Annotated in this window: 21 protein-coding genes; 5 read left to right on the forward strand and 16 right to left on the reverse strand. The window is 67.3% G+C overall.

Going from position 1 to position 19787, the window contains the following annotated elements; genetic code table 11:
- Positions 1–63: 63 nt before the first annotated feature.
- The 7 genes from DMH03_RS05895 to DMH03_RS05925 form a co-directional block, all read right to left on the reverse strand.
- Positions 64–1062 (reverse strand): phage tail tube protein, encoded by a 999-nt coding sequence (locus tag DMH03_RS05895; RefSeq protein WP_125790929.1) that lies wholly within the window; start codon positions 1060–1062, stop codon positions 64–66.
- A 12-nt stretch (positions 1063–1074) separates the two neighbouring features.
- The gene (locus DMH03_RS05900) at positions 1075–1512 is read right to left on the reverse strand and encodes a hypothetical protein (protein ID WP_125790930.1); all 438 of its coding nucleotides are present in this window, start codon (positions 1510–1512) and stop codon (positions 1075–1077) included.
- Between the two features lie 5 nt (positions 1513–1517).
- Positions 1518–1883: a hypothetical protein gene (locus DMH03_RS05905; RefSeq protein ID WP_125790931.1), complete on the reverse strand. Its 366-nt coding sequence runs from the start codon at positions 1881–1883 to the stop codon at positions 1518–1520.
- Between the two features lie 111 nt (positions 1884–1994).
- A complete protein-coding gene (locus tag DMH03_RS05910; RefSeq protein ID WP_125790932.1) occupies positions 1995–3749 on the reverse strand; it encodes a phage major capsid protein in 1755 nt (584 codons plus the stop codon).
- On the reverse strand, positions 3739–5097 hold the full coding sequence (locus tag DMH03_RS05915; RefSeq protein ID WP_158633063.1) for a phage portal protein: 1359 nt from the start codon (positions 5095–5097) through the stop codon (positions 3739–3741). The genes DMH03_RS05910 and DMH03_RS05915 overlap by 11 nt, the downstream gene beginning before the upstream one ends.
- Positions 5098–5348: 251 nt before the next feature.
- On the reverse strand, positions 5349–6824 hold the full coding sequence (locus DMH03_RS05920) for a terminase large subunit domain-containing protein (RefSeq protein ID WP_125790934.1): 1476 nt from the start codon (positions 6822–6824) through the stop codon (positions 5349–5351).
- A 12-nt stretch (positions 6825–6836) separates the two neighbouring features.
- Entirely contained in the window at positions 6837–7292 is a 456-nt protein-coding gene (locus DMH03_RS05925; protein ID WP_125790935.1) for a phage terminase small subunit P27 family, read from the reverse strand.
- A 164-nt stretch (positions 7293–7456) separates the two neighbouring features.
- Here DMH03_RS05925 and DMH03_RS42020 point away from each other — a divergent pair, with 164 nt between their 5' ends.
- A complete protein-coding gene (locus DMH03_RS42020) occupies positions 7457–7750 on the forward strand; it encodes a hypothetical protein (protein WP_158633064.1) in 294 nt (97 codons plus the stop codon).
- On the opposite strand, the gene DMH03_RS05930 is transcribed toward DMH03_RS42020, so the two are convergent.
- From DMH03_RS05930 to DMH03_RS43015, 4 genes are all read right to left on the reverse strand, one after another.
- On the reverse strand, positions 7747–8343 hold the full coding sequence (locus tag DMH03_RS05930) for a transglycosylase SLT domain-containing protein (RefSeq protein WP_233611290.1): 597 nt from the start codon (positions 8341–8343) through the stop codon (positions 7747–7749). The two genes, DMH03_RS42020 and DMH03_RS05930, sit on opposite strands and share 4 nt — an antisense overlap.
- Positions 8344–8510: 167 nt before the next feature.
- Positions 8511–9356, reverse strand: a complete 846-nt coding sequence (locus DMH03_RS05935; RefSeq protein ID WP_233611292.1) for a DNA cytosine methyltransferase — start codon at positions 9354–9356, stop codon at positions 8511–8513.
- Complete coding sequence (locus DMH03_RS05940; RefSeq protein ID WP_125790938.1) at positions 9353–10279, reverse strand: site-specific DNA-methyltransferase; 927 nt, start codon at positions 10277–10279, stop codon at positions 9353–9355. Before DMH03_RS05940 ends, DMH03_RS05935 begins: the two co-directional genes overlap by 4 nt.
- Positions 10280–10674: 395 nt before the next feature.
- The gene (locus DMH03_RS43015; RefSeq protein ID WP_125790939.1) at positions 10675–10998 is read right to left on the reverse strand and encodes an HNH endonuclease; all 324 of its coding nucleotides are present in this window, start codon (positions 10996–10998) and stop codon (positions 10675–10677) included.
- A gap of 323 nt (positions 10999–11321) precedes the next feature.
- Here DMH03_RS43015 and DMH03_RS05950 point away from each other — a divergent pair, with 323 nt between their 5' ends.
- Positions 11322–11510, forward strand: coding sequence for an AlpA family transcriptional regulator (locus DMH03_RS05950; RefSeq protein ID WP_125790940.1), 189 nt, complete (start codon positions 11322–11324; stop codon positions 11508–11510).
- On the opposite strand, the gene DMH03_RS42275 is transcribed toward DMH03_RS05950, so the two are convergent.
- Positions 11507–11644, reverse strand: coding sequence for a hypothetical protein (locus DMH03_RS42275; RefSeq protein ID WP_199748682.1), 138 nt, complete (start codon positions 11642–11644; stop codon positions 11507–11509). The genes DMH03_RS05950 and DMH03_RS42275 overlap by 4 nt on opposite strands.
- Before the next feature lie 151 nt (positions 11645–11795).
- On the opposite strand from DMH03_RS42275, the gene DMH03_RS05960 reads away from it, so the two are divergent.
- On the forward strand, positions 11796–13004 hold the full coding sequence (locus DMH03_RS05960) for a tyrosine-type recombinase/integrase (protein WP_125790942.1): 1209 nt from the start codon (positions 11796–11798) through the stop codon (positions 13002–13004).
- Positions 13005–13105: 101 nt separating this feature from the next.
- On the opposite strand, the gene DMH03_RS05965 is transcribed toward DMH03_RS05960, so the two are convergent.
- A complete protein-coding gene (locus tag DMH03_RS05965; protein ID WP_125790943.1) occupies positions 13106–14323 on the reverse strand; it encodes a hypothetical protein in 1218 nt (405 codons plus the stop codon).
- A gap of 267 nt (positions 14324–14590) precedes the next feature.
- On the opposite strand from DMH03_RS05965, the gene DMH03_RS05970 reads away from it, so the two are divergent.
- The gene (locus DMH03_RS05970; protein ID WP_125790944.1) at positions 14591–14998 is read left to right on the forward strand and encodes a DUF3151 domain-containing protein; all 408 of its coding nucleotides are present in this window, start codon (positions 14591–14593) and stop codon (positions 14996–14998) included.
- 68 nt (positions 14999–15066) lie between these two features.
- Here the strand turns inward: DMH03_RS05970 and DMH03_RS05975 are convergent, their stop codons facing one another.
- Entirely contained in the window at positions 15067–16293 is a 1227-nt protein-coding gene (locus DMH03_RS05975) for a lipase family protein (protein ID WP_125790945.1), read from the reverse strand.
- A 71-nt stretch (positions 16294–16364) separates the two neighbouring features.
- Here DMH03_RS05975 and DMH03_RS05980 point away from each other — a divergent pair, with 71 nt between their 5' ends.
- Positions 16365–17009, forward strand: a complete 645-nt coding sequence (locus tag DMH03_RS05980; RefSeq protein WP_125790946.1) for a TetR/AcrR family transcriptional regulator — start codon at positions 16365–16367, stop codon at positions 17007–17009.
- Here the strand turns inward: DMH03_RS05980 and DMH03_RS05985 are convergent.
- Entirely contained in the window at positions 17006–18316 is a 1311-nt protein-coding gene (locus DMH03_RS05985; protein ID WP_125790947.1) for a GGDEF domain-containing protein, read from the reverse strand. The genes DMH03_RS05980 and DMH03_RS05985 overlap by 4 nt on opposite strands.
- Before the next feature lie 202 nt (positions 18317–18518).
- Complete coding sequence (locus DMH03_RS05990) at positions 18519–19772, reverse strand: MFS transporter (RefSeq protein WP_125790948.1); 1254 nt, start codon at positions 19770–19772, stop codon at positions 18519–18521.
- Positions 19773–19787: the final 15 nt, after the last annotated feature.

Here is a 19787-nt window from a genome sequence, read left to right on the forward strand (position 1 = left end):
CCAAGCCCCCTTCGCCGGCCGCGGGGCCTTCGGGTTGTGGTGTGCACACCAAGCGGGCCGGGCTCAGCCACCCGCCGGAGGGGTCGGAGTCGGCTCGGTGTAGACGAGCTTCAGCGCGTCGGCATTGCCGGGGTCGAGAATCCGGAACGGCAATTCCATGACGGTGATTTCATCGATGGACGCTTCCGGGGAATCGCCGGTGAACTGGATCGCCGGAGCCTCGATCACGAGTCCGCTAGGCTTCCCGTCACTGGCCTTCGTCGCGCCCGTGTAGGTGATGCGAGCGGACAGCACGGCGCCCGCAATGAATGCCTCATACAGGGCGAGCGTCGAGTCATCGAATTCTGCTTCGAAAGACCCTTCGTATGTCGGCACGGCCGCCCGAACAGGTGCCTTCTTCAGCGGATTAGCGCGGACAAATCGCCGGTCGGTCTTCAGCCCGGACTCAGCCGAGATGGTCCACTTCGTGACGTCGAGCGGCGTATACGCGGACGCGCCGGGCATCTTGACCTCAACCACGCCCGCCGTCCAGTCGTACGGGAAGGCTTCAGCCGGGTAGGCCGGGGCGAGAGGGGCCGCGCCGTGCGTCACGGTCTGAAAGTCGAACGCGACTTTGACCGCGAGCGGTGAGCCGACTTCCTGTGTCAGCTCAACGGTTGTCGCGACGCACCCGACGTGGCGGAAGGAGGTCACGCCTCCGGATGCTTTGGGGCGCACCATTTCGGCGGTGAAGCTCTTGCCGCTTCCGGTGCTCGCGGACGTGAACGTGTGCACCGTGGTCTTGCCTGCGGGCTTGCTCTCGTGCCGGTCGAAGGCGGAGGCGAACAGGGTAGCGGCCCCGGCGTCGAGTACATCGCACTCGATCTCACCTTCGCCGCCCATGTCCACGATGCGGCGGCGGTCCGCGCGGGCGGTCTGAAGACCGGTGCGGAAGCCCACGGATTCCATGAACTCGCGGGTGGTCTTCCAGCTGTCCCCCTTGCCTTCGTAGCCGTCCACAGTGGATGCGGCCGTGCCGTAGGCGGTTTCCGCGCCCAGGGCGATTGTTGCGTCTAGGGCCACGTGGGCGCCCTCCTATGTGTGTATGCGTGCCCGAAGGGCGAGCGTGACGTCTGCGACGGCGGTTGAGCCGTTGCCGCCTTCGCCATTGGTCACGGCGACGCGCACGGGCCGGGCGTCCATGAGCCCGGACACGCGGTGCGGGTGGAAGTCGTCCAGGACGGCCCGCTCGATGTCGGCACGTAGCTCGTAAGCTGCGGTCTCAGCTCGGACCGGGTCGCCGGGCACCGTCGCCCATGCCCTGATGGTCAGTTCGGCGGAGATGTTCGACGGCTTCCGTCGTCCGGCCGCGAGTGCTACGGGCTCTATTTCCGGTTCCACGGTGTCGGTGAACCAGACGGAGCGGCTTCGTGCGTCGGCGGGTTCGGCGTAGGAGACCTGGACCCCGCTACCGGCGAACCGGGCCTTGAGCGCTTCGTACAGGGCGAGCTTGGCGGCAAGGATCACGTACACGGGCGTCACCCCCACGGGGGCCGGGTGCGGTAGCGGTTCAGGACCGCGTTCACCTCCGGCAGGGACGTCGGGCGCCAGTCACCCCCGGCTTGCGCAAGGGACACCTGCCCGAACTCTGAGTTGATGGACAGGGCGCGGTCCGGCATCCGGGAGTGGAGATCCACGGCCCACTGTCGCGCGATGGTCCGCACGGCCCACCTGATGGCCGTAGGCGGGCGCTCCGGCCACGCCTGGCCCGTGTACCCCTCGACCGTCTCCACGGCGTAGGAGAGGGCCTCCGACAGGTCCGCGTCGGTGAACAAGTCGGTATCGGCAAGCCCGTCCAGCCGCCGCAGCTCCGGCAGGGTCGCGTACTGGTCAAGAGCAGCCACACGGCACCTCCGTTCTTGTGGTGTGCACCCCAAGGCACGCCCGCGGCCGGCGAGAGTGCGACGTGTGGTGCGCACTCCAACCGGCCGGGGCATTACCGCAGGTGGGACGGATCAGGCACCCGCGCCCGGAGCGGGCAGGGTGAGCAGCGCGGAGCCGGTCGCGTCGAGCAACGAGCCCCCGGCGCGCTGAACGAACTTGAACGAGACCAGGTCCTCAACGAACTTGGCTTCAGTGCTGCGGGCAACCCGCAGCGGCCCGGCAAACCGGGTCATGAAGCCACTCAGGTCCGACAGGACAACCTTGGTGTTGTCGTTGTCGAAACCGGCGTCCCGCAGGACCGGGCGGCCCATGAGCGTGAGGGCGGTACCGTCCGCGACGCTCTTCAGGAGGTACTGACCGTTGCCGTCCTTGAGCTTGCGCAGACGCGCGATGGACTTACGGCCCATGAGCCACGAAGCGCGGTTCGCGGCTGCGGTCGGCAGCTCATAGAAAAGATCGATGACGAAATCGGCCGCGTCGGCTTCCTTGGTGAGCTTGGCCGGGGTCTCCTTGATCACGATCCCGGCGAGCAGCGCCGCGAGGAAATCCCTGCCCATCTGGTCGGCGAGGTTCGGCCCGGCGTCGGCCGCCAGGAACCCGACCAGGTCCACCACGTCGTCCTGAACCAACTCGGCCGACAGGTGGCTGACATAGCCGTACTTCTCCGGGACGTTGCTCACCGTGTCGGTGGACGGGTAGTTCTCCGGCAGCGCTTCGGCTTCCTTGGTCTTGGTCTCCGGCCGCTTCGGCGTGACGCGGGGGAAGGTCAGCTTCTCGCCCGTACCGGTAGTGACGGAGCGAGCACCACCGACGATGACGTTGGACCGCTCCGCGATGATCTCGATGAGCTGCGTGTACAGCGTGTCCGAAGGCGTGGCCTTGCCCGCCTGCTTGTTCGCCGCGTCCACGCCCACACCCATGACCGCGCGGAACTCGGCCGTCTCGCCGACATTCAGGGCACGAAGCGAAGCACCGTCCTTCGCGCGGAGGTCGGGGGCCTGCGGCTGCGGGGCGCCCTGCGCGAGCAGCCCCACGGCGAGGCTGCGGGCTTCTTCGGTGCGCTGCGCGGCCTGCTCCCGCGCTTCGGCGGTCTTGGCGTTGGTGAACAGGTCGGCGAAACGGGTGTCCAGCCGGTCGAGCAACTCCAGAATGCGGGCGCTCGTGTCGGCGGCGCCGTCCGCGTCGGCTGCGGTGAGGGCGTGCTCTGCGCGGGCGCGCTCTTCGGCGGTGTCCTGAAGCTCAGTGGTCAAGGTGGTGGGGCTCCCCTTCGGTATGGCTGCGGCCGTGACGGGCCGCGCGCCGGATGCCTGTGCGCTGCGGGCCTCATGAAGGGCGCGCAGGGCTGCGGTGGTGTCGGGGTAGGCCGGGTTCAAGACCGGGCCCAGCTCCACGACGTTGATACGGCGAAGCGTCCGGATGACTTCGCCGTCCGGTGTGTCTGTCCATTCCTGATCGGAACGTGCGTCCGGAAGCGAGAACGTGAACGAGGACCCGCGCAGGACACCGCGCCGGATCAGTTCGGCGACGTCGCGGGCGGTGCTGGTGTCCGGTAGGTCGATCTCGTACCAACCTCCGGTGTCGTCCTCACCGACCCGCAGACCCGCGCCCGACCGGGCAAGCGGGGCATCCGCGTTGTGGTTGAACGTGGCCACCAGGTCGTTGTGTGCCAACGATTCGCTGCCCGCGCCGTGCTCGATGCGCTCCCGGAACCCACCAAGGTCATGGGACAGCGCGCCGAAAACGTAGGCGTAGCCTCGAATAGTGGTGTTCTCGCCTTCGGTCCGCAGCTCGACCGTGCGCGCGTAGTCGCGCCGCTCAGTGGTCAACGGGTGCGGTCTCCTTGGGCTTGTCGGCCGACTCGTCGTCGGTCTCGTCCGCGTCGGTCGCGGGGTCCTCCCCGGTCTCGTCGGCGGTGCCGTCCGGCTCGTCGTCCGGTTCGTTCGTGCTCTTCCCGGCGGACAGCGACAATGGGCCGTCCGGGGTGAGCAATGCGAGGTTCAGCGGGAGTTGAAAGTAGTCGCCGTACTCGGTGTCCGGCGGAAGATCTTCGAGCGCTCGCACTTCGTTGCGGGTGTAGATGCCGGACGCGAGACCAACACGGTAGGTGTCCATGCGGTCTTTGATGGCGCCGCGCTGGATGGCGTCGAGACTCAAGCGGACAAACGCTTTCGGGTCGCCCGTGTCGGCGACGAGCAGCGCGGTTAACGCCTCTTCGATCCGCTCGACCCATGGCCGGGTGGAGTACTGCGCAAAGCTCGTGTTCTGCTCCGACAGGCCAGAACCCCATGACGTCGAGTTGGTGGCGTCCGCGATGAGATGCGGCGGAACACCGAAAAGCCTTGCCACGTCGGGAACCTGGAACTGACGTGTTTCCAAGAACTGTGCTTCGTCCGGGCTGATCGTTACTTTCTGGAACGTCGCGCCCTCGGTCAGGATCGCGAGACCGTGCCGGTTTCCCCTGCCACGATGGATATTGCGCCACGTCTGCCGGGCGGCCTTCAGCCCCTCCGGCGACATCGGGCCGGGGACGTTGACCACGGCGCCGGGAAGCGCGCCATCCCTGAAAAAGTCGCCGCTGTATTCCAGTGCCGACAACGCGGAACCGATGGTGAGCGCTGCGGCCTTGAGTGGTGAGACTCCTCGCAGGTCTCCGGCGAGCGGAAGCCCTTGCAAGTGAAGGACGTCCTTCGGGTCGAGTGCTCCGACGACGTCCGCCGGTTCCTCTTCGCCTGCGACAGAGAGTTGGTACACCAGGCGTTTGCGGCCGGAACGGGTCGCGACGTAGCGCGGCTCCACCATGGACGCGGGGATGACGTCGAGTGCGACCACTCGGCCACCCGAACGAGAGACCAGGATGTAGGCGTTGCCTTCAAGGAGAAGGCTCGTCATGATCTGTCCGAAGAACGTGATACGGCCGATGTCCGGATTCGGCTTGATCAGCCAATCCGGTGTAGGTAGTGGACGGCGTCGTTTGGCCACGCGACGGTACGTGTCCACAGGCAGTGTCGCGATGTTGTCCGATAGCAGCCGCACGCACGCGAAGACAGCCGAGACTTTCAGCGCTGTCTCACGCGTCAACGGCTCGTCGTCCGGAGCGTCCACCCCGAACAGTTCGCCGCTGGTCTTGGCCTGCTCGACCGGGACGGGTGCGGAGCGTTTCTCCACAAAGGACATGAAGCCCACTAGGCCGCACCGCCCTTCGACTTCGCGGCGCACACGGCGCCGATCACGGCGAGCACTCCGCCCGTGATCCATCCGGCGGGGCCGTAGATGGCTGCGGCGCCGGTCGTGATTGCCGACGCGCCACCGGTCGCGAGGATCTCCGGCGAGCTTTTCCGCCACAGTGCGGCGGTTCGCCAACGGATTTTCTTCGTGGCATAGGTGATTCGCTGCCACTTGTCAGTGTTGAGAACTGCGGCCTCCTTTCACCACGTGTCGTCATCCTCGAAGTCATCCCAGGGCTTTCCGTCCACCAGGAAACCGTCACTTGTGCTTCGGTCCTCGCGGAAGAGCTGCGCGCGGTGAAGGGCGCCGATCAGGCATACGGCGAGGTCGATCTTTCTTTTGCTGCCCGCGCTTTCCTTGTGGATTCGCGGGCCTCGCGTGTCCTCGCGCACGACCGCGTTGGCAAGGTGGCGCGCTAGGGCCGGGTCGCCGGAGTGCGACATCCGCCCTTCCGTGATCACCTCATACGCGCTTTGCGTCGCGGGAACCATGCGCGCAAGGGAGTTGGTCGGGAACTCGACCACGGGCAAGCCCTCTTCGGCTAGCTCCTGCATGGCGACTTCCCACCGGTATGGGTCGCCGGGAACCTCCGCGACGCGGTAGGTCCGGCATATATCCCGGATTCTCTGCTTGACCTCGCCCAGTGGTGTACGCCAGTGCGGGTCATCCGGCGGGGCCTCCCAGTGCCCGAGTACCTCCGCGTGCAAGTCGGACAGGCGGACACCGACGATGCCGGTTGAATCGCCTTTCCACGCTGCGTCAACGAACGCGACGATTTCGTCGCCGGGTTCAAGCCGCTTGTCCGGTCGCGCGAGCGCTTCCCACGCGCCGTGAGGAAGCCACGTTGAACCGCCCCGTACGAATTGGTTCAGCCGGTACATGCGGAAATTGGCTTCCGGTGTCCGCTTGCAGCTCGCGGCGAAGTCGTCCGTGTTCATGATTTCCCACGACGGATTGCAGCGGCGCCACACGTCGGGGTCGCGGTGATCCACGGTCTCGCCGGGCTGGACCCCGTACCAGCGAGACCAGAAGGAAGGATCGTCTTCTTCGCCGGACGCGACACGGCGGCCGTACTCGACCAGGTCCGCGAACGGCCCATCGGGCAGCGGCCCGGCGGTCGAGATCACCAAGAACAGGGGCTCGTTCCGTTGCGCAGAGCCAAGAGTGAGCGCGTCGAACAGGTCACTGTTCTTCGCCTGCGCGTACTCGTCCATCACGATCATGGACGGGTTCAGCCCTTGCTGTAGTCCGGCGTCGGCGGACACGGCCTTGAACCGGCCGCCCGTGGCGTGACAGATGATCTGATCACGTTGGACAGTGCAGATGTCCGACAGAAGCGGAGACATCCGCACCATGCGGGCGGCTTCGGCGAACAGTAGCCGGGCCTGGTCGCGGGTGTTGGCGGCGCAGATGACTTCCGGCGCCGCGTCGCGGGTGTCCGCGCACAGGTGGTACAGCGCGAGCGCTGCGGCAAGCTGTGTCTTGCCGTTCTTGCGCGCGACACCGAGAACCGCCGTCCGGTAACGGCGTCGGCCGTCCGGGGTGAGCCGGTAAATCTCGTCGATGGCGTCGCGTTGCCATGTGAGCAGACGGAACGGGCGCCCGAGGTACGAGCCGCCTAGCGTTAGGTGCTGGACGAATCGGCGTACGCGTCGTCCCTCTGTTTTGGGGGACAACGGTTTCGCCTCCTAGTCGTCGGGGTCGCCCAAGATGTCGTCAAGAGTCGTCCGGCGCGCAGCGTTCGCGGCGATGCCCAGACGAAGGCGGGCTTCCAGGTTCAGCCCGAGAGTTGTTTCTATGGCGCGTAGTTCCTTCTCCGTGGACTCGACGTACCGCAACGCCGGATGAATCACGGTCTGCCCGGTACTGCCCACCGTGGTGAGCCCGTCGATTTCCACTTCGCGCAGCAGGGCGGCCCGCCGGTCGTGCAGTTCGCAATAGCGCTCGATCACGAACCGGTCGGTTGCCGGAAGGTAGGCGCCTTCGCCCGCAGCCCACACGGCCCGCCAGATCTCGCGGCCGACGTCGCCCAGCTTCGCCGGAACTCGGGGTGCTCGTCCGGAATGGACGGTAGGCGCGGACGAAGAACCGGCTGCACTGCGTGGATTCCCGGAGCGATCCTCCGGTCGCTTCGCGTGCGACATGCCGGTTACCTCCGCTTGATGTTGTGGTGTGCACGCCAACCGGCCCTCTCGCCGGCCGCGGGGCCTTCTTGCGGTGTGCACGCCAACGGCGCGGCCGGATTCCCGTTCGAGTGAACCTGTTCTCATGGCAGTACTTCCGCGTGAGCAACTGAGATCCTCGCGGCATGGAAATCACACCCTTGCCCGAGTACGAACCTCCGACACGCGAGAGGGTCAGCGCTCTGGAACTTGCGGCCTTGCGCGCCGTACGTGACGGCTCAGTCGTTCGTTCGGCGGGAACCTGGTCCGTGGCACACGAAGACATGGACGGGGACCGCGCTACGGCCTTCACAGTCCTTCTAGGCCGTGGCCTGATCTCGTTACAGGCGAAGGACTTCGGACACGGCAACCAGGCGGACGTCACACTGCGCGGGCTTGGCGTCATCGGCGCGAACGACCACCGCGCGGCGGAGATCTAGTAGCCGCTGTACCGGGCGCCCGTGCGTCTGCCGACGACTCCGGGCACGTGGCTTTCGGAGCCGTAGCGGCCACGGGCGTAACGAACTCCCGCAATGATGTTGTCGACCGGGTGGCGGATGTCGCCGTATCCGGGTAGCGCCCACCGGTCGAAGGTCGGCCGGATGGTCTGCACGAGCCCGATAGACGGCGTGCCGCGTCGGGCGTTGATGTCCCAGTTGTTCACGGCGCACGGATCGCCGGAGGACTCCGCCGCGATGATGAGCCGCAGCGCGTCCCGGTCGGTGATCGGGCGTTCGCCGACGTGCTCCAGCGCGGCGGAAGCCTGCGCGATCCATCGGTCAAGCGCGTCACCCTTGGCAGGACCGCACGACGGGTTCGAGTCCTTCGCCGGAGGTTCGGGGTCCGGGCCTGCCCCGGCGGGCTGCGGGCTCGCAGGCACCGACGGCGGAGCGGGCCGGGCCGGTTCGGCGGGCTGCGACCACACCAGGGCCGGGCGCGGCCGGGGTGCCACGGCCTGAACCGTGGAGAGCAGGAGAACGGCGACCAATGCCCCGGCGATAACGCGGTCGGTCGCCGACACGGAGCCGGGCAAGGTGCCTCCGTTCAGAGGTCGGCCGGGGACCGCCTGCGCGGACCGGCGTGTAAGTCCGTCCTGCGGCCGTCGCCCGGCGGGCACGGAAGATGGGGACCACCCCGCACGGGGAGCACCAGGCCGCGAGAGGGGGCGCGGCCGGGCTCGAACCCGTACGGGGTGGTGGTCTAGGCAGGCTGCGCGGAAGCGAGCTGCGGGAGGAGAAGACGGAGAGCGAGGGCCGCTTGCTGCGGCACGACACCGTTACCGAGAAGGCGGAGTTTCTGCGCGCGGGACAGGCCGGGCATGTCCGCCACGTAGCCGGGCGCAAGGCCCATGAGCCACTCAACGAACGGTGCTGTGAGCAGGTGCGTACCCCGGTCGGTCTCGAAGGAAGGAACCGGAGCTACTCGCCCAAGGGCGTGTTCCCATCCTCGGACGGCGTCGGTGTACTTGCCCCAGTCGAGTCCTCCACCAAGCGTGATATCGCCGTCTGAAGGTTGAGCCCTCCCCGGCGGCCCCCCGACCAGGCGCCCGCGTGGCACGTCGCGTGCGGTGTCGGCAGCAACCACGAAGAGCCTCCGCCGAACGTGCGGTGCCCCGACATCACCAGCGGATACAACCGCCCATGCGAATAGATACCCACCTTCGGCAAGGTCGGCGAAGACGTCTCCGGCGCCGCGCTTGAGATGTCCGGCAACGTTCTCCAACACGATGACTCTTGGTCGAAGTACGCGAACGGCGCGAGCGATCCAGGGCCAGAGATGGCGGGGGTCTTCGGTACCACGGCGCCTCCCAGCGTGCGAGAAAGGTTGGCACGGGTACCCGGCGCACAGGACGTCGACAGGCGGGACGTTCTGCCACTCGACCGTGCGGACGTCGCCCAGGTTCGGGGCGTGCGGGTGGTAGGCGGTCATGACCGTGACGGCCGCAGGATCGATGTCGGCCCACCACGCGAGCTGTCCGCCGAAGACGTCGACGGCCGCGAGGTCGAGCCCGCCGAGACCGGAGCACAGAGACCCGATCGTCGTCACTTGCCTGCCTGGCATCGGTCGAGCGCAAGGGCGAGATAGTCCGGGTTCAGGTCGACCCCGATAGCGCGCAGACCTGCGGCGCGGGCTGCGACGAGCGACGTTCCCGACCCGCAGAAGGGGTCAAGGATCGTGGGGTGTGCACCACAAGATTCGGCCCCGCGGCCGGCGAGGGGCGTCTTGTCGTGTGCACCACAAGTAGGCACGGACGCGGCAATGCAGCGTTCGGCGAGCCGCAGCGGCATCGGCGCGAAGTGGGCGCCCTTGAAAGGCTGCGTCGGCAGCGTCCACACGTCGCCGGGATTGTGGCCCCGGTCTTCGTGCCCCGGCGGCGGCCACACGCTCGTGACGCTGTTGGCCTTCTTCGGCCCCGGCTTGCGCGCCCGTCGAGACGGGGAGCGGTCGCCCGTGTACGGCTCACGAACCGCGTCCAGGTTGAACCGGTACCGGTTCGACTTCGTCAGCATGAACACCGACTCGTACCGGTTCGAGAACCGGTCTTGCACGCTCTCCGGCATCGCGTTCGGCTTGGCCCACACGATGGCGTTCCGCAGAAACCAGCCGTCCGCCTGAAGCGCGAAGGCGACCTTCCACGGAAGCCCGATCAGGTTCTTGGGCCGCGTCCCGGTCGACCCGGCCCGCAGCGGCCCGGACTTCGCCGTGTAGGCGTCGCCCAGGTTCAGCCACACAAGGCCATCGTCGGCAAGTACCCGGCGCACTTCGGCGAACACGGACACGAGCCGTTCGACGTACTCCGCCACGGTCGGCTCACGGCCGATCTGCGCGGCGTCACCGTAGTCGCGGAGCCCGAAGTACGGCGGGCTGGTGACGACGGCATTAACGGAGCCGGGCTCTAGCGTGCGGAGCACGTCGGCCGCGTCGCCCTGGTGAAGGGTGAGCGTCTCGTCTCGGTAGTACTCGGCCACGCGCTCACCTCCAATCGATCGGCGCGGGGAAGCCCGTCACAGGGAACTCTCAACGCGGGTCAGACACCCGCCCGCGAAGCGCTCGACCCGTGACGGGCTGGAATGGCTGCCTAAGCCCCTGTTTCCAGGGGTTTTAGGCACGTTTCGGAGGGCTTTCGCCCTGTTTCCGGGCAGCATGAACGGCCCTGCGAGCAGGTAAAACGCAGGCTCACGGACTGTTCACACTGGTCAAAAATCGGACTCGCACTCAGGGCGTGTCCAAAAAGGGGCCGGGGTGTTCTACGGCCCCGGAGTGGCCGAACTTTCGCCCCGCCTTCCCCATGGGCGCGCGGCGCGTTCATCTTCAGAGAAGAGCGTGAAGGATCGCAGGATGAGTAAGGGTGTGCCTGCCTGTCCTAGCTCTGCGGCCTGAAGATCCGGCGCGCGTTCTCGTCTTCGGTCTTGTCTCTGTGGCACGCGGTGCACAGCACTTGAATGTTGCCGGGCTCGTCGCGTCCGCCGTCCCGCAGTGGCCGGACGTGATCCACCTGCACGGCCCGCGCGGGGAAGGTATGTCCGCAGCCACGGCAGCGTGCCCGGCCCGCACGGTTGACCGCTCGTCGGACTGCCTGCCGGACGCGGTCACCAGCCGTACGGCGATGGCCACCCCCGCAGCGCTCACAGTGGGCGGCACCGGGAACAGCCGTCCGGGGGCAGGTCATGCACGCACGTCGCAGCATGAGCACCCCCAGGGCTGTTCGCGGCCTCTACTTACTTCAGTGGCGGCAGGGTGACATCCGACCAGGCAAAACGCGTTCCCTGTGTCGCACGCCACACCAAGAAGTGTCGAAGTGTCGATTCAAGCCCTTTTCTGTATTCCCCCTAGAGAGAAGAGAGCTATATAAGACCTAGAAACACCCCTATTTCGACACTTTGACACTCTGCCTCCGCGTCTGCCGCCGCACGGCACGTGCCCGCGTGTCCCCCTTCCGCCACTGAGCAGTAATGACGGGAACTAAGGCGCACGGCGAAGTCCGGCGAGCGCCTCCCGTGGAGGTAGCCCATGGGGGCACTGCTCACCGCGCGGGAAGTCGCGCAGTACTGCGGGGTGCCACTGAAGACCGTCTACGGCTGGAACACGGCCGGAACGGGACCGACGTACTACAGGGTCGGGAAGCACGTCAGATATCGAGCGTCCGAAGTGGACAAGTGGCTAGAACGGCACGCCGTAACCCCGCGCGAGCCCGGCTAGGCCGGGTTGTCACCGGGCATCACGCGATCGTGGTCCCGCGCCCACTTGCGTACGTCGTCGGTACGCCACACGTTGCCCATGGCTAGCCGTTCGACCGGTTCGGGGAAGTCGTCGCGACTGGTGAGCTGATACACGCGTTGACGGCCTACGCCAAAGAGTCGGCCGATCTCGGCTCCGCCGACAAGCTCACCAATCCCACTCACGCTAGGCACCTTACTAATAGTCGATCGACTACTAGTAAGGTGACTAGTACTAGTCAGGTTGCTAGACCACGGGAGGCAAGACATGAGCGTTGAGGACCGGTGGCACCACAAGGGCACCCGCAAGCGCACGGCGGACTACGGCCGGGGCAAGCGGTGGCGCGTGCGGAACAAGGGCGCCCGAACGATGTCCTTTCAGAAGAAGAGCGACGCGCAGGCCCACGACGTCAAGGTGAACAGTGACCTGCTCAAGGGCCTTGTTCCGTTCGATCCGACGGCCGGGCGTGTCCTGGTCTCGGTGGCGGTCCCGAAGTGGCTGAAAGAGCGCTACTCCGACACCGGAACGCGCCGTTCGGTCGCATCCCGGTTCAAGAACCACATCTTGCCGACGTTCGGTCACCTGCGGGTCTGTGACATCACCACGTCGCGGGTCATGGAGTGGTGGGCGGAGATGTGCGAGAAGACGAAGCCCAACGGGGAGAAGTACTCCACCAGCCTGCTTGAGCTTGTCTACGTCCATCTCGGAAGCTTCCTGAAGACGGCCGTCAGCGGCGCTACCAAGCTCATTCCCGTGCACCCCTTCGACGGGTGGGACATGGAGGTGCCCCGGCGTGACAGGCGTGTCCGGAACATCTGGGAGCAAGAGCGGGTCAACACCGTGCTTGGCGCCATGCCGGAGCGGGAACGGCCCATCGGGCTCGTGTCGGCGACCTGCGGGCATCGGCAGGGCGAAGCGTTCGCCGTCGCGCTCGAAGACGTGAACCGCTTCCGCAAGGAGATCACCATCCGCCACCAAGTGAAGCGCGTCGGCGGGAAGCTCGTCCTAGCCAAGCCCAAGGGCGGCAAAGTCCGCACGGTCCCGCTTGCCGACGTCACCGCGACCGCCATTGCCCAGCACGCTGAGAAGCACGGAACCACCGTGGTCCGCTGCACGTGCTGCAACAAGGACTGGCACGTCGTGTTCACCAACGCCAAGGGCGGCCTGATCGACCGCGCAGCGTGGAACCCGGACGTCTGGCACCCCGCGATCCAGGCGGACAGCATGACCAAGGGTGGCGCCTACGGGATACACAACCTTCGGCACTACTTCGCGTCTCGGCTGATCGAAGGCGGCCCGTCGCACCGTGGGGCGTCCATGGAACAGGTCCGTGACTACATGGGCCACGGGTCGATCACGACCACGTCCGAGACCTACGGCCACCTGTTCGAGCAGGCCCACGAGCGCGCCCGTGCGCTCATGGATGACCTGTTCTCGGCTGCTGTGTACCCGTTGCGTACCGCCGAAGGCCGGTAGCCGTGTTAGCGCAGGTCAGACGGCTACCGGTCTCCGGGGCTACAGAAGGGGGCCTTCACTGCGCTAGACGCAGTGAAGGGGGCCTTCACGTACTCAGAGCCTCAGGCGGCCGGGAGCGCCGTCTTCTCTCGGCGCTTCTCCAGCAGCGAGTTCACCGCTCGCGTCCCCGGTCCGGCGGCGGCCCACAGCGCACCGACCCCGGCCAGGCACACCACGGCCGTCCAGTAGGCCACCGGCGGCGCCGACTCCGTATGCGCGTCGCCGAGGATCCACGGCCGGAACTGCGACTGCACCCACAGCATCCCGTAGCCGAACGCCGTCACCAGCAGCGCGCCGGTGCCCGCCGTCAGCAGCGGATGACCGCGGCCGATGCGGAACGCCAGGTCGACGGCGAGGCCGACGGCCAGCAGGTAGAACGGCACGGTCGAGATCGGGAAGCCCATCCCGAGCAGCAGCGGCCACATCACCAGCCGGTAGCCGAGGTACGCCGCGGCGACCGTCGTCCCCGCCCAGCGGAAGCCGGTGGTGTACCGCGCCAGCGCGAAGATCAGGGCCATCACGCCGATGCCCCACAGCGGATACACCCAGTCGTCGATCGGCATCGTGAAGTACTCGACGGCCACCTGGTCGACCGGATGCCCGATCTGGCCGGCGGCGAAGTTCAGCAGTTCCGGCTCGGCCTCGGGCGTGCCGCGTTCCCAGGCGCGCAGGCCGAGGATGCCGTACTCCTGCTGACCGTTCGGGAAGAACGTGTTCTCCAGGAAGAAAACCCACAGTCCGATGAGGACACCGGTGCGCGTCCGGCCGGGTTTGGCGTACTTCAGCCAGCCCATGATCACGCCGGCCTGCATGATGCCCGTGCCGATGTAGAGCATCATGTGCGACGGGCTCCACGCGGTCAGGTCGAGGCCGTTGACGCGGTGGTTGATGACGTCCAGCGGCGCCGCGATGAGGAACACCACGAGCCCGATCTGCATCAACCGCAGCGAACGCCGGTCGGCACCCATGCCGGTGTAGCTGTGGATCGCCACCAGCACCATGATGATCACCGTGCCGACGGTGTTGATCAGGTGCGGCGGGGCGAGGTCGTCCCGCAACCACATGAAATGCCACGACATGTCCCACGACGAGCCCACCATCTTGAAGGCGAACGCCGCCAGCCACATCGAGTAGCAGAAGTTCAGCACCCAGTCCGGCGTCGCCTGTCCCGGTGCGCCGCGGTGCCAGTGGAGCTTGAAGAACAGCCTCGTCTTGGCGATGGGGCTGCGGGGGATGACACCCGGCGAAAGGTCCCCGGTCACTTCTGTCGCCTTTGTCATGCGGATATCTTCCCTGCTCCAGGTCACGAGACAGGCATTCGGGGTCGAAAATCGGGGTTCACCCGTAGGGGTGGCGGATTTGCGGTCGGCGTGCGAAACAGGGCAAGGTGTGCCGCCATGATGCCGAAACGACTCGTCGCGGCGGTCCTCGTCGCCGCTCTGGTGCTGGCCGGTGGGGGCATTCTCGGGAGCCTGTTCTTCTAGTCACAGCGCTGCTGATCGCGGGCGCGGCCGCCCTTGGGGAGCCGGGTCTGCACAATGGGCCGTATGACGAACCTCCTCGGCCCCCAGCCGACGCATCTCCCCGAGCACACCGCCGCCCAGGCGGCGCTGGACGCCGGGACCGACCCGACCGCCGTCGCCGCCGAGCACCCCGACTACAGCGAAGCATGGGCCGCCCTCGCCGAGAGGGCCCTGGAAGCCGGCGAGACCGTCGCCGCGTACGCGTACGCCCGCACCGGCTACCACCGCGGCCTCGACCAGCTCCGCCGCGCGGGCTGGAAGGGACACGGTCCGGTGCCGTGGTCGCACCGCCCGAACCAGGGCTTCCTGCGTGCCCTCGCCGTCCTCGGCAAGGCCGCCGGCAAGATCGGCGAGACCCAAGAGTACGACCGGTGCCGGACGTTCCTCGCCGACTCGGACCCCGCCGCCGCGGAAGCCACCGGCCTCAAGTAGCGCGCTATGAAAGGTCCTTTCCTTGCAAAATTTGCAAGGAAAGGACCTTTCATGGCACTTGGTGACCCCTAGAACAGCCCGCAGTTCCCCACGGCAGGCAGCCCCGCGAAGCGCCCCTCAAGCCAAGCGAAAGCCTCCGGGAAAGCCCTGATGGCTCCGCCGACGTGCGTAGGAACCAGCGAAGTCGAGAACTGGACCTTCGCGCCCTTCGCACACCACGAGCGCGCCATGGTCCGCCCCTGCGCGTAGGGGACGATGTCGTCGAGAGCGCTGTGGACGACCAGCGTCGGCGCACCTGGCTTCCGCGCCCCGATGAGCTGCTCGCCGACGCGCGTCTTGAACGGCTCTTCGCCGAGGTACGCGGTCAGCGGCCTGCCGTCCTTGGTCAGGTTCTTCGACTGGGTGAACGCGTGCGCGAAGATCGCGTCCACGGTGCACTCCTGCTTGACCTTCTCGAACGCTTCGACGCCCTTCGCGTTCAGCAGGGCGGGAATGTTCAGCTCCGGATAGGCCGCGTCCATGCTGACCAGCGTGAATCCGAGGAAGCCGAAGGCGTAGTGCCCGTCGATGTTCTTGCCGACCTCGGCCAGGTCGGCCGGGACTGCGCCCGCGTACGAGCCCTTCAGTTTGAGTTCGGGTGCGTACGACGGTTGCAATTCGGCGGCCGACGCCGACGCGCCGCCGCCCTGCGAGTAGCCCGCGGTCGCGACGGGGCCGTTGTCCGGCAGGTTCGCTTCGGGCAGGCGCTGCGCCGCGCGGATCGAGTCGAGGACGGCGTTGCCTTCGGCGGCGCGGTTGACGTACGTGTGGACGCCGGGGGTGCCGAGGCCTTCGTAGTCGGTGACGACGACGCCGTAGCCGCGAAGCAGCAGTCCGGCGATGAAGGGGCCTTCGTACTCCGTGCCCGCGGCGAGGGCTTTCGATGGCGCGCACTGGTCGCCGACGCCCTGCGTCCCGGCCGCGTAGCCGATGACCGGCCGCTCGCCCGCGCCGGTCCACGCCTTCTTCGGGGTCAGGACGGTGCCGGTCACGGCGTTGGCTTTGCCGTGCGTGTCGGTGCTGCGGTACATGATCCGCTGGACGTCCGCGTCGGCCTTGATGAGTTTCACGGGATCGACGTAGAAGGTGGACGGTTCGTGCCGGATGATGTCGCCGGGAGCACCCGCGGGCAGTGGCGACGGGGGATCGTAGAAGGACGGGGCGGCGCCGGCCTGCTGAGCCCCGAAGGTCAGCAGGGCCGCGATGGTGGCCGCTGAGACGGCGGCGGACACACCGCGCCGGGATCCTGGACGCATGCTTGCTCCTCGTTGAGCACAAACATTTTCGACAGACGTGTCGAAAAAGAGAGTCAGTGAGGTGGCGCACAATGTCAAGTCCGGCGCCGAGAGGGCGGCCCCGCAAACTCCCGATCGGTGAGCAGCGCACGCGGGTACTGAGTGCGGCTGCCGGGGTCTTCGCGGTGCACGGCGCGCAGGCCGCGACGATCGAGCAGATCGCCAGGCGCGCCGGCGTTTCCCGCCAGGCCGTATACGAGCAGTTCGGCGACCGCACGACACTGTTCGCCCAGGTCGTGGCGGATATCGAGGAGCGGGCCTTCGAGGCGATCGGCGCGCCCGCCATCGATCTCTCGCAGCCCGAGCTCCGCTCCTGGGCGCGCGGTAATTACGCCAACATGTTCGCCTTCGTCGCGGCGAATCCCGAGGCGTTCCCCGTGCTGCGCGAGGCCGAGCGCATGGGCGACCCGGCCCTCACCCGGCTCCGTGAGCGGCTCGCGCGGGTCTACACCGAGGCGAGCAGGCAGCGCTGGGCCAGCCACGGCGTCGATTCCGGCCGCGCGGACAAGGCCCTGGTCACGCTGTTCTTCGCGATGACCGAGGCACTCGTCCAGGCGAGCTGGGACGGTGAGCCGCCCGACGCGGACGCGCTCATCGACCTGCTCACCGAATTCACCGTCGGGGGCGTGGTCCGCCTTCGGACCGCGGCCGCCGACGTGATGGAGCGGTTGCGCTAGGCCGCGACGGCCTCCAGTGTTACTTCGGCGACCGTCGCCAGGTCCGGCGACGAGACGACCCGGTTCCGGCCGTTGCGTTTGGCCGCGTAGACGGAAGCGTCGGCCGAGGCCATGACCTCGTCCATCGTCCGGCCGTCGAGCGGGAAGTTCGCGACGCCGACCGACGCCGTCCGCTGCTCGATGACCACGGGATTGCCCTCGTTGTCCTGGGTTTTGATGACCATTTCGCTGATTCGCTGCCGGATCCGCTCGGCGACCGCGACGGACTCCTGCTTCGACGACGATGTCAGGAGCACGACGAACTCCTCACCGCCGAAGCGGCCGGCCAGGTCCTGCGTCCGCGTTTCGGCCTTGACCAGCGCAGCGACCCCCTTGAGCACGTCGTCGCCCGCCAGGTGGCCGTAGGTGTCGTTGATGCTCTTGAAGTGGTCGAGGTCGATCATCAGCGTGCCGAACTGGCCGTTTTCGCGTTCGGCGCGGGCGACCTCGCGGACGGCACCCTGCTGCCACGTCGTGGCGTTGAGCAGCTGGGTCTTCTGATCGGTGGTGGCGAGTTCTTCCAGCTGCTTGATCAGCACCGAACGCTGCAGCAGGTACAGCGGCAGGAAGACGAGCAGCACCAGCACCGGCTGATGCGGCATGACGGCGAGCACCAGCGCGCCGATGCAGACCGTCGAGGCTTCGAGGATGTTGTCGTCCCAAGAGCCGAGGAGCGCCTGGATGGTCGCCTTGTCAGGCGCCGCGAAGTACAGGCCGGTGCCGGTGAAGACGGCGTTCATCAGGAAGAAGGCGAGGCTCGCGGCACAGATCGACGTCACCGATGCCGCGTCGGCGCCGACGACCTGCACGGCCGCCCAGGCGGCGAACGCGGTCAGCGTCATCGATGTGGCGTTCGCCACAGTTCGATGGGGGTTGACCGTGCGAAGGCCGGCCCAACTGCGGTATCCGAGGTGGAGATAGATGACGGTTACGAGAAGCGCCGTCAAGTGTGGCGGAAGCAGAATCGCACCGGGTAGCACCCAGACCGAGGTCATGTTGATGTGCGGGGTGACGCTCATGCTGCGTCGCTGCCGCTCGATCCGGCGGGTCGCCTCGGTATGCGCGATGGCGAGCCCGGCGAGCAGGAAACACAGCAGGACCTGCGAAGACGTGATGGCGATGGATGCGGCGAAGACCCCCGTCAGTGCCAGCATCGTCGCGACGGACAGCCCGGTGTAGGCGATCCAGTGCCGAGGCCTCTTCCACAGCTCCCACGTCGCTACCGTGAGAGCCGAACGATGTCCAGCGCGTTCCTCCGATGTGATCATCTTTCCCCCTGACTCTTGCGTCATTCTCCGAAACCCCCTACTTACGGACAGCTTCTACCGACTTGCGGGCTGTCGACAAGCTCCCTAGGTGTGTACTTTTCTGTGAGAGGTCGAGGGAAAGGTGCCAGCGATGGCCGGTAGGGATCAGTGAACTGGGGCGCGCGCCAGACGTCCGCGCGATCGGGCCGGCGCGCGGAACACCTCAATGTTCTGCGCGTGCGGCGTCTTTCTCCTGCCATCGTTCGGGGTCGCGGCTGAGGGTCCGCCACCAGCTCAGGGCCAGCGGGACGGTCAGTATCAATCCCGCAAGCCCGAAGACGCCGACGGTCGACTGCGGGCCGACCTGATCGGCCAGGATGCCGCCGATCAGGGGACTCACGCCCATCGTCGTGGTCAGGCCGGTGTTGGACAGGCCCATGACCTGTGCCCGGCTCTCGTCCGGCACGGCCAGCGTCAGTGAGGCGGTCGCCTGCATCAGCGCCACGGTGCCGAAGGCGCCGCAGAACACGAACAACACGATCGACGACAGCGGACCCGGCTGCAGGAAGCACAGCAGCAGCGGGACCGCCGTCAGCGCCGAAAGCGGCCCGATCAGCTTCGGCCGGAGGTGTGCCGGCACCCAGCGCGAGTAGATGAACGCGCCGATCACGCTGCCGATCGGGTCGGCGGCCAGCAACAGGCCGATGATCTCGGGGCCGCCGCCCGACGAGGCGACGTACGGCGCCGCGATGCCCTCGTACACCGGCAGCAGGCCCATCAGCCAGGTGAACAGCAGCAGCGAGCGCAGCCCGGAGCTGGCGAAGACGATCTTGCCGCCCGCGCCGATCGACGCGAAGAACGACTTGCGTTTCTCGCCGGTGGCCGCGGCCGGACGCGACTTCAGCCCGAACCGGACGAACAGCGCCGAGATCAAGAAGGTGACCGCGTCCAGCGCGAGGGCGATGTGGGGTTCGAGCGCGGTCAGCAGGAGGCCGCCGCCCGCGAATCCGGCCAGCTGCGCCGATTGGACGGTCATGCTGCGGATCGCCATGCCGACGACGAAGCGATCGCCTTCGAGGATCTGGGGCAGCAAGGCCAGCTGCGCCGCCTTGAACGGCGGGTTCAGCAGCGAGACGGCGCCGACGAGGACGCACAGGACCCAGAACGGCAGCACCGGGACCGCGACCAGCGCGATCAGCGCCGCCCGTAACAGGTCCACGACCACCATCACGGTCCGCCGGGGGAACCGGTCCGCGAACCCGGTGAGGAAGATTCCGCCGAGCAGCGAAGGGGCGTAGGTCAGCGCGTAGGTGAGACCGGTCAGGGTCGCGGAACGGGTTTCGGTGAAGACGAGGACCGAGAGGGCGACCCTGGCGAGTTGATCACCGAAGATCGAGAACAGCTCGGCGAACCAGAGCGAACGGAACTCGGCTACCCCGAACACTTCTCGGTAAGTGACCCGTCCGGCCGAAGCCATGTTGCCCCCAATAGG

The sequence above is a fragment of the Amycolatopsis sp. WAC 01376 genome (assembly GCF_003947415.1).
Classification (GTDB): domain Bacteria; phylum Actinomycetota; class Actinomycetes; order Mycobacteriales; family Pseudonocardiaceae; genus Amycolatopsis.

Bases quoted from the DNA above. Each gene is read 5' to 3' on its own strand.
- DMH03_RS05915 (WP_158633063.1), bottom strand. From the start codon at position 5,097: ATGTCCTTTGTGGAGAAACGCTCCGCACCCGTCCCGGTCGAGCAGGCC.
- DMH03_RS05925 (WP_125790935.1), bottom strand. From the start codon at position 7,292: ATGTCGCACGCGAAGCGACCGGAGGATCGCTCCGGGAATCCACGCAGT.
- DMH03_RS42020 (WP_158633064.1), top strand. From the start codon at position 7,457: ATGGAAATCACACCCTTGCCCGAGTACGAACCTCCGACACGCGAGAGG.
- DMH03_RS43015 (WP_125790939.1), bottom strand. From the start codon at position 10,998: ATGCTGCGACGTGCGTGCATGACCTGCCCCCGGACGGCTGTTCCCGGT.
- DMH03_RS05950 (WP_125790940.1), top strand. From the start codon at position 11,322: ATGGGGGCACTGCTCACCGCGCGGGAAGTCGCGCAGTACTGCGGGGTG.
- DMH03_RS05960 (WP_125790942.1), top strand. From the start codon at position 11,796: ATGAGCGTTGAGGACCGGTGGCACCACAAGGGCACCCGCAAGCGCACG.
- DMH03_RS05965 (WP_125790943.1), bottom strand. From the start codon at position 14,323: ATGACAAAGGCGACAGAAGTGACCGGGGACCTTTCGCCGGGTGTCATC.
- DMH03_RS05970 (WP_125790944.1), top strand. From the start codon at position 14,591: ATGACGAACCTCCTCGGCCCCCAGCCGACGCATCTCCCCGAGCACACC.
- DMH03_RS05975 (WP_125790945.1), bottom strand. From the start codon at position 16,293: ATGCGTCCAGGATCCCGGCGCGGTGTGTCCGCCGCCGTCTCAGCGGCC.
- DMH03_RS05980 (WP_125790946.1), top strand. From the start codon at position 16,365: ATGTCAAGTCCGGCGCCGAGAGGGCGGCCCCGCAAACTCCCGATCGGT.
- DMH03_RS05985 (WP_125790947.1), bottom strand. From the start codon at position 18,316: ATGATCACATCGGAGGAACGCGCTGGACATCGTTCGGCTCTCACGGTA.
- DMH03_RS05990 (WP_125790948.1), bottom strand. From the start codon at position 19,772: ATGGCTTCGGCCGGACGGGTCACTTACCGAGAAGTGTTCGGGGTAGCC.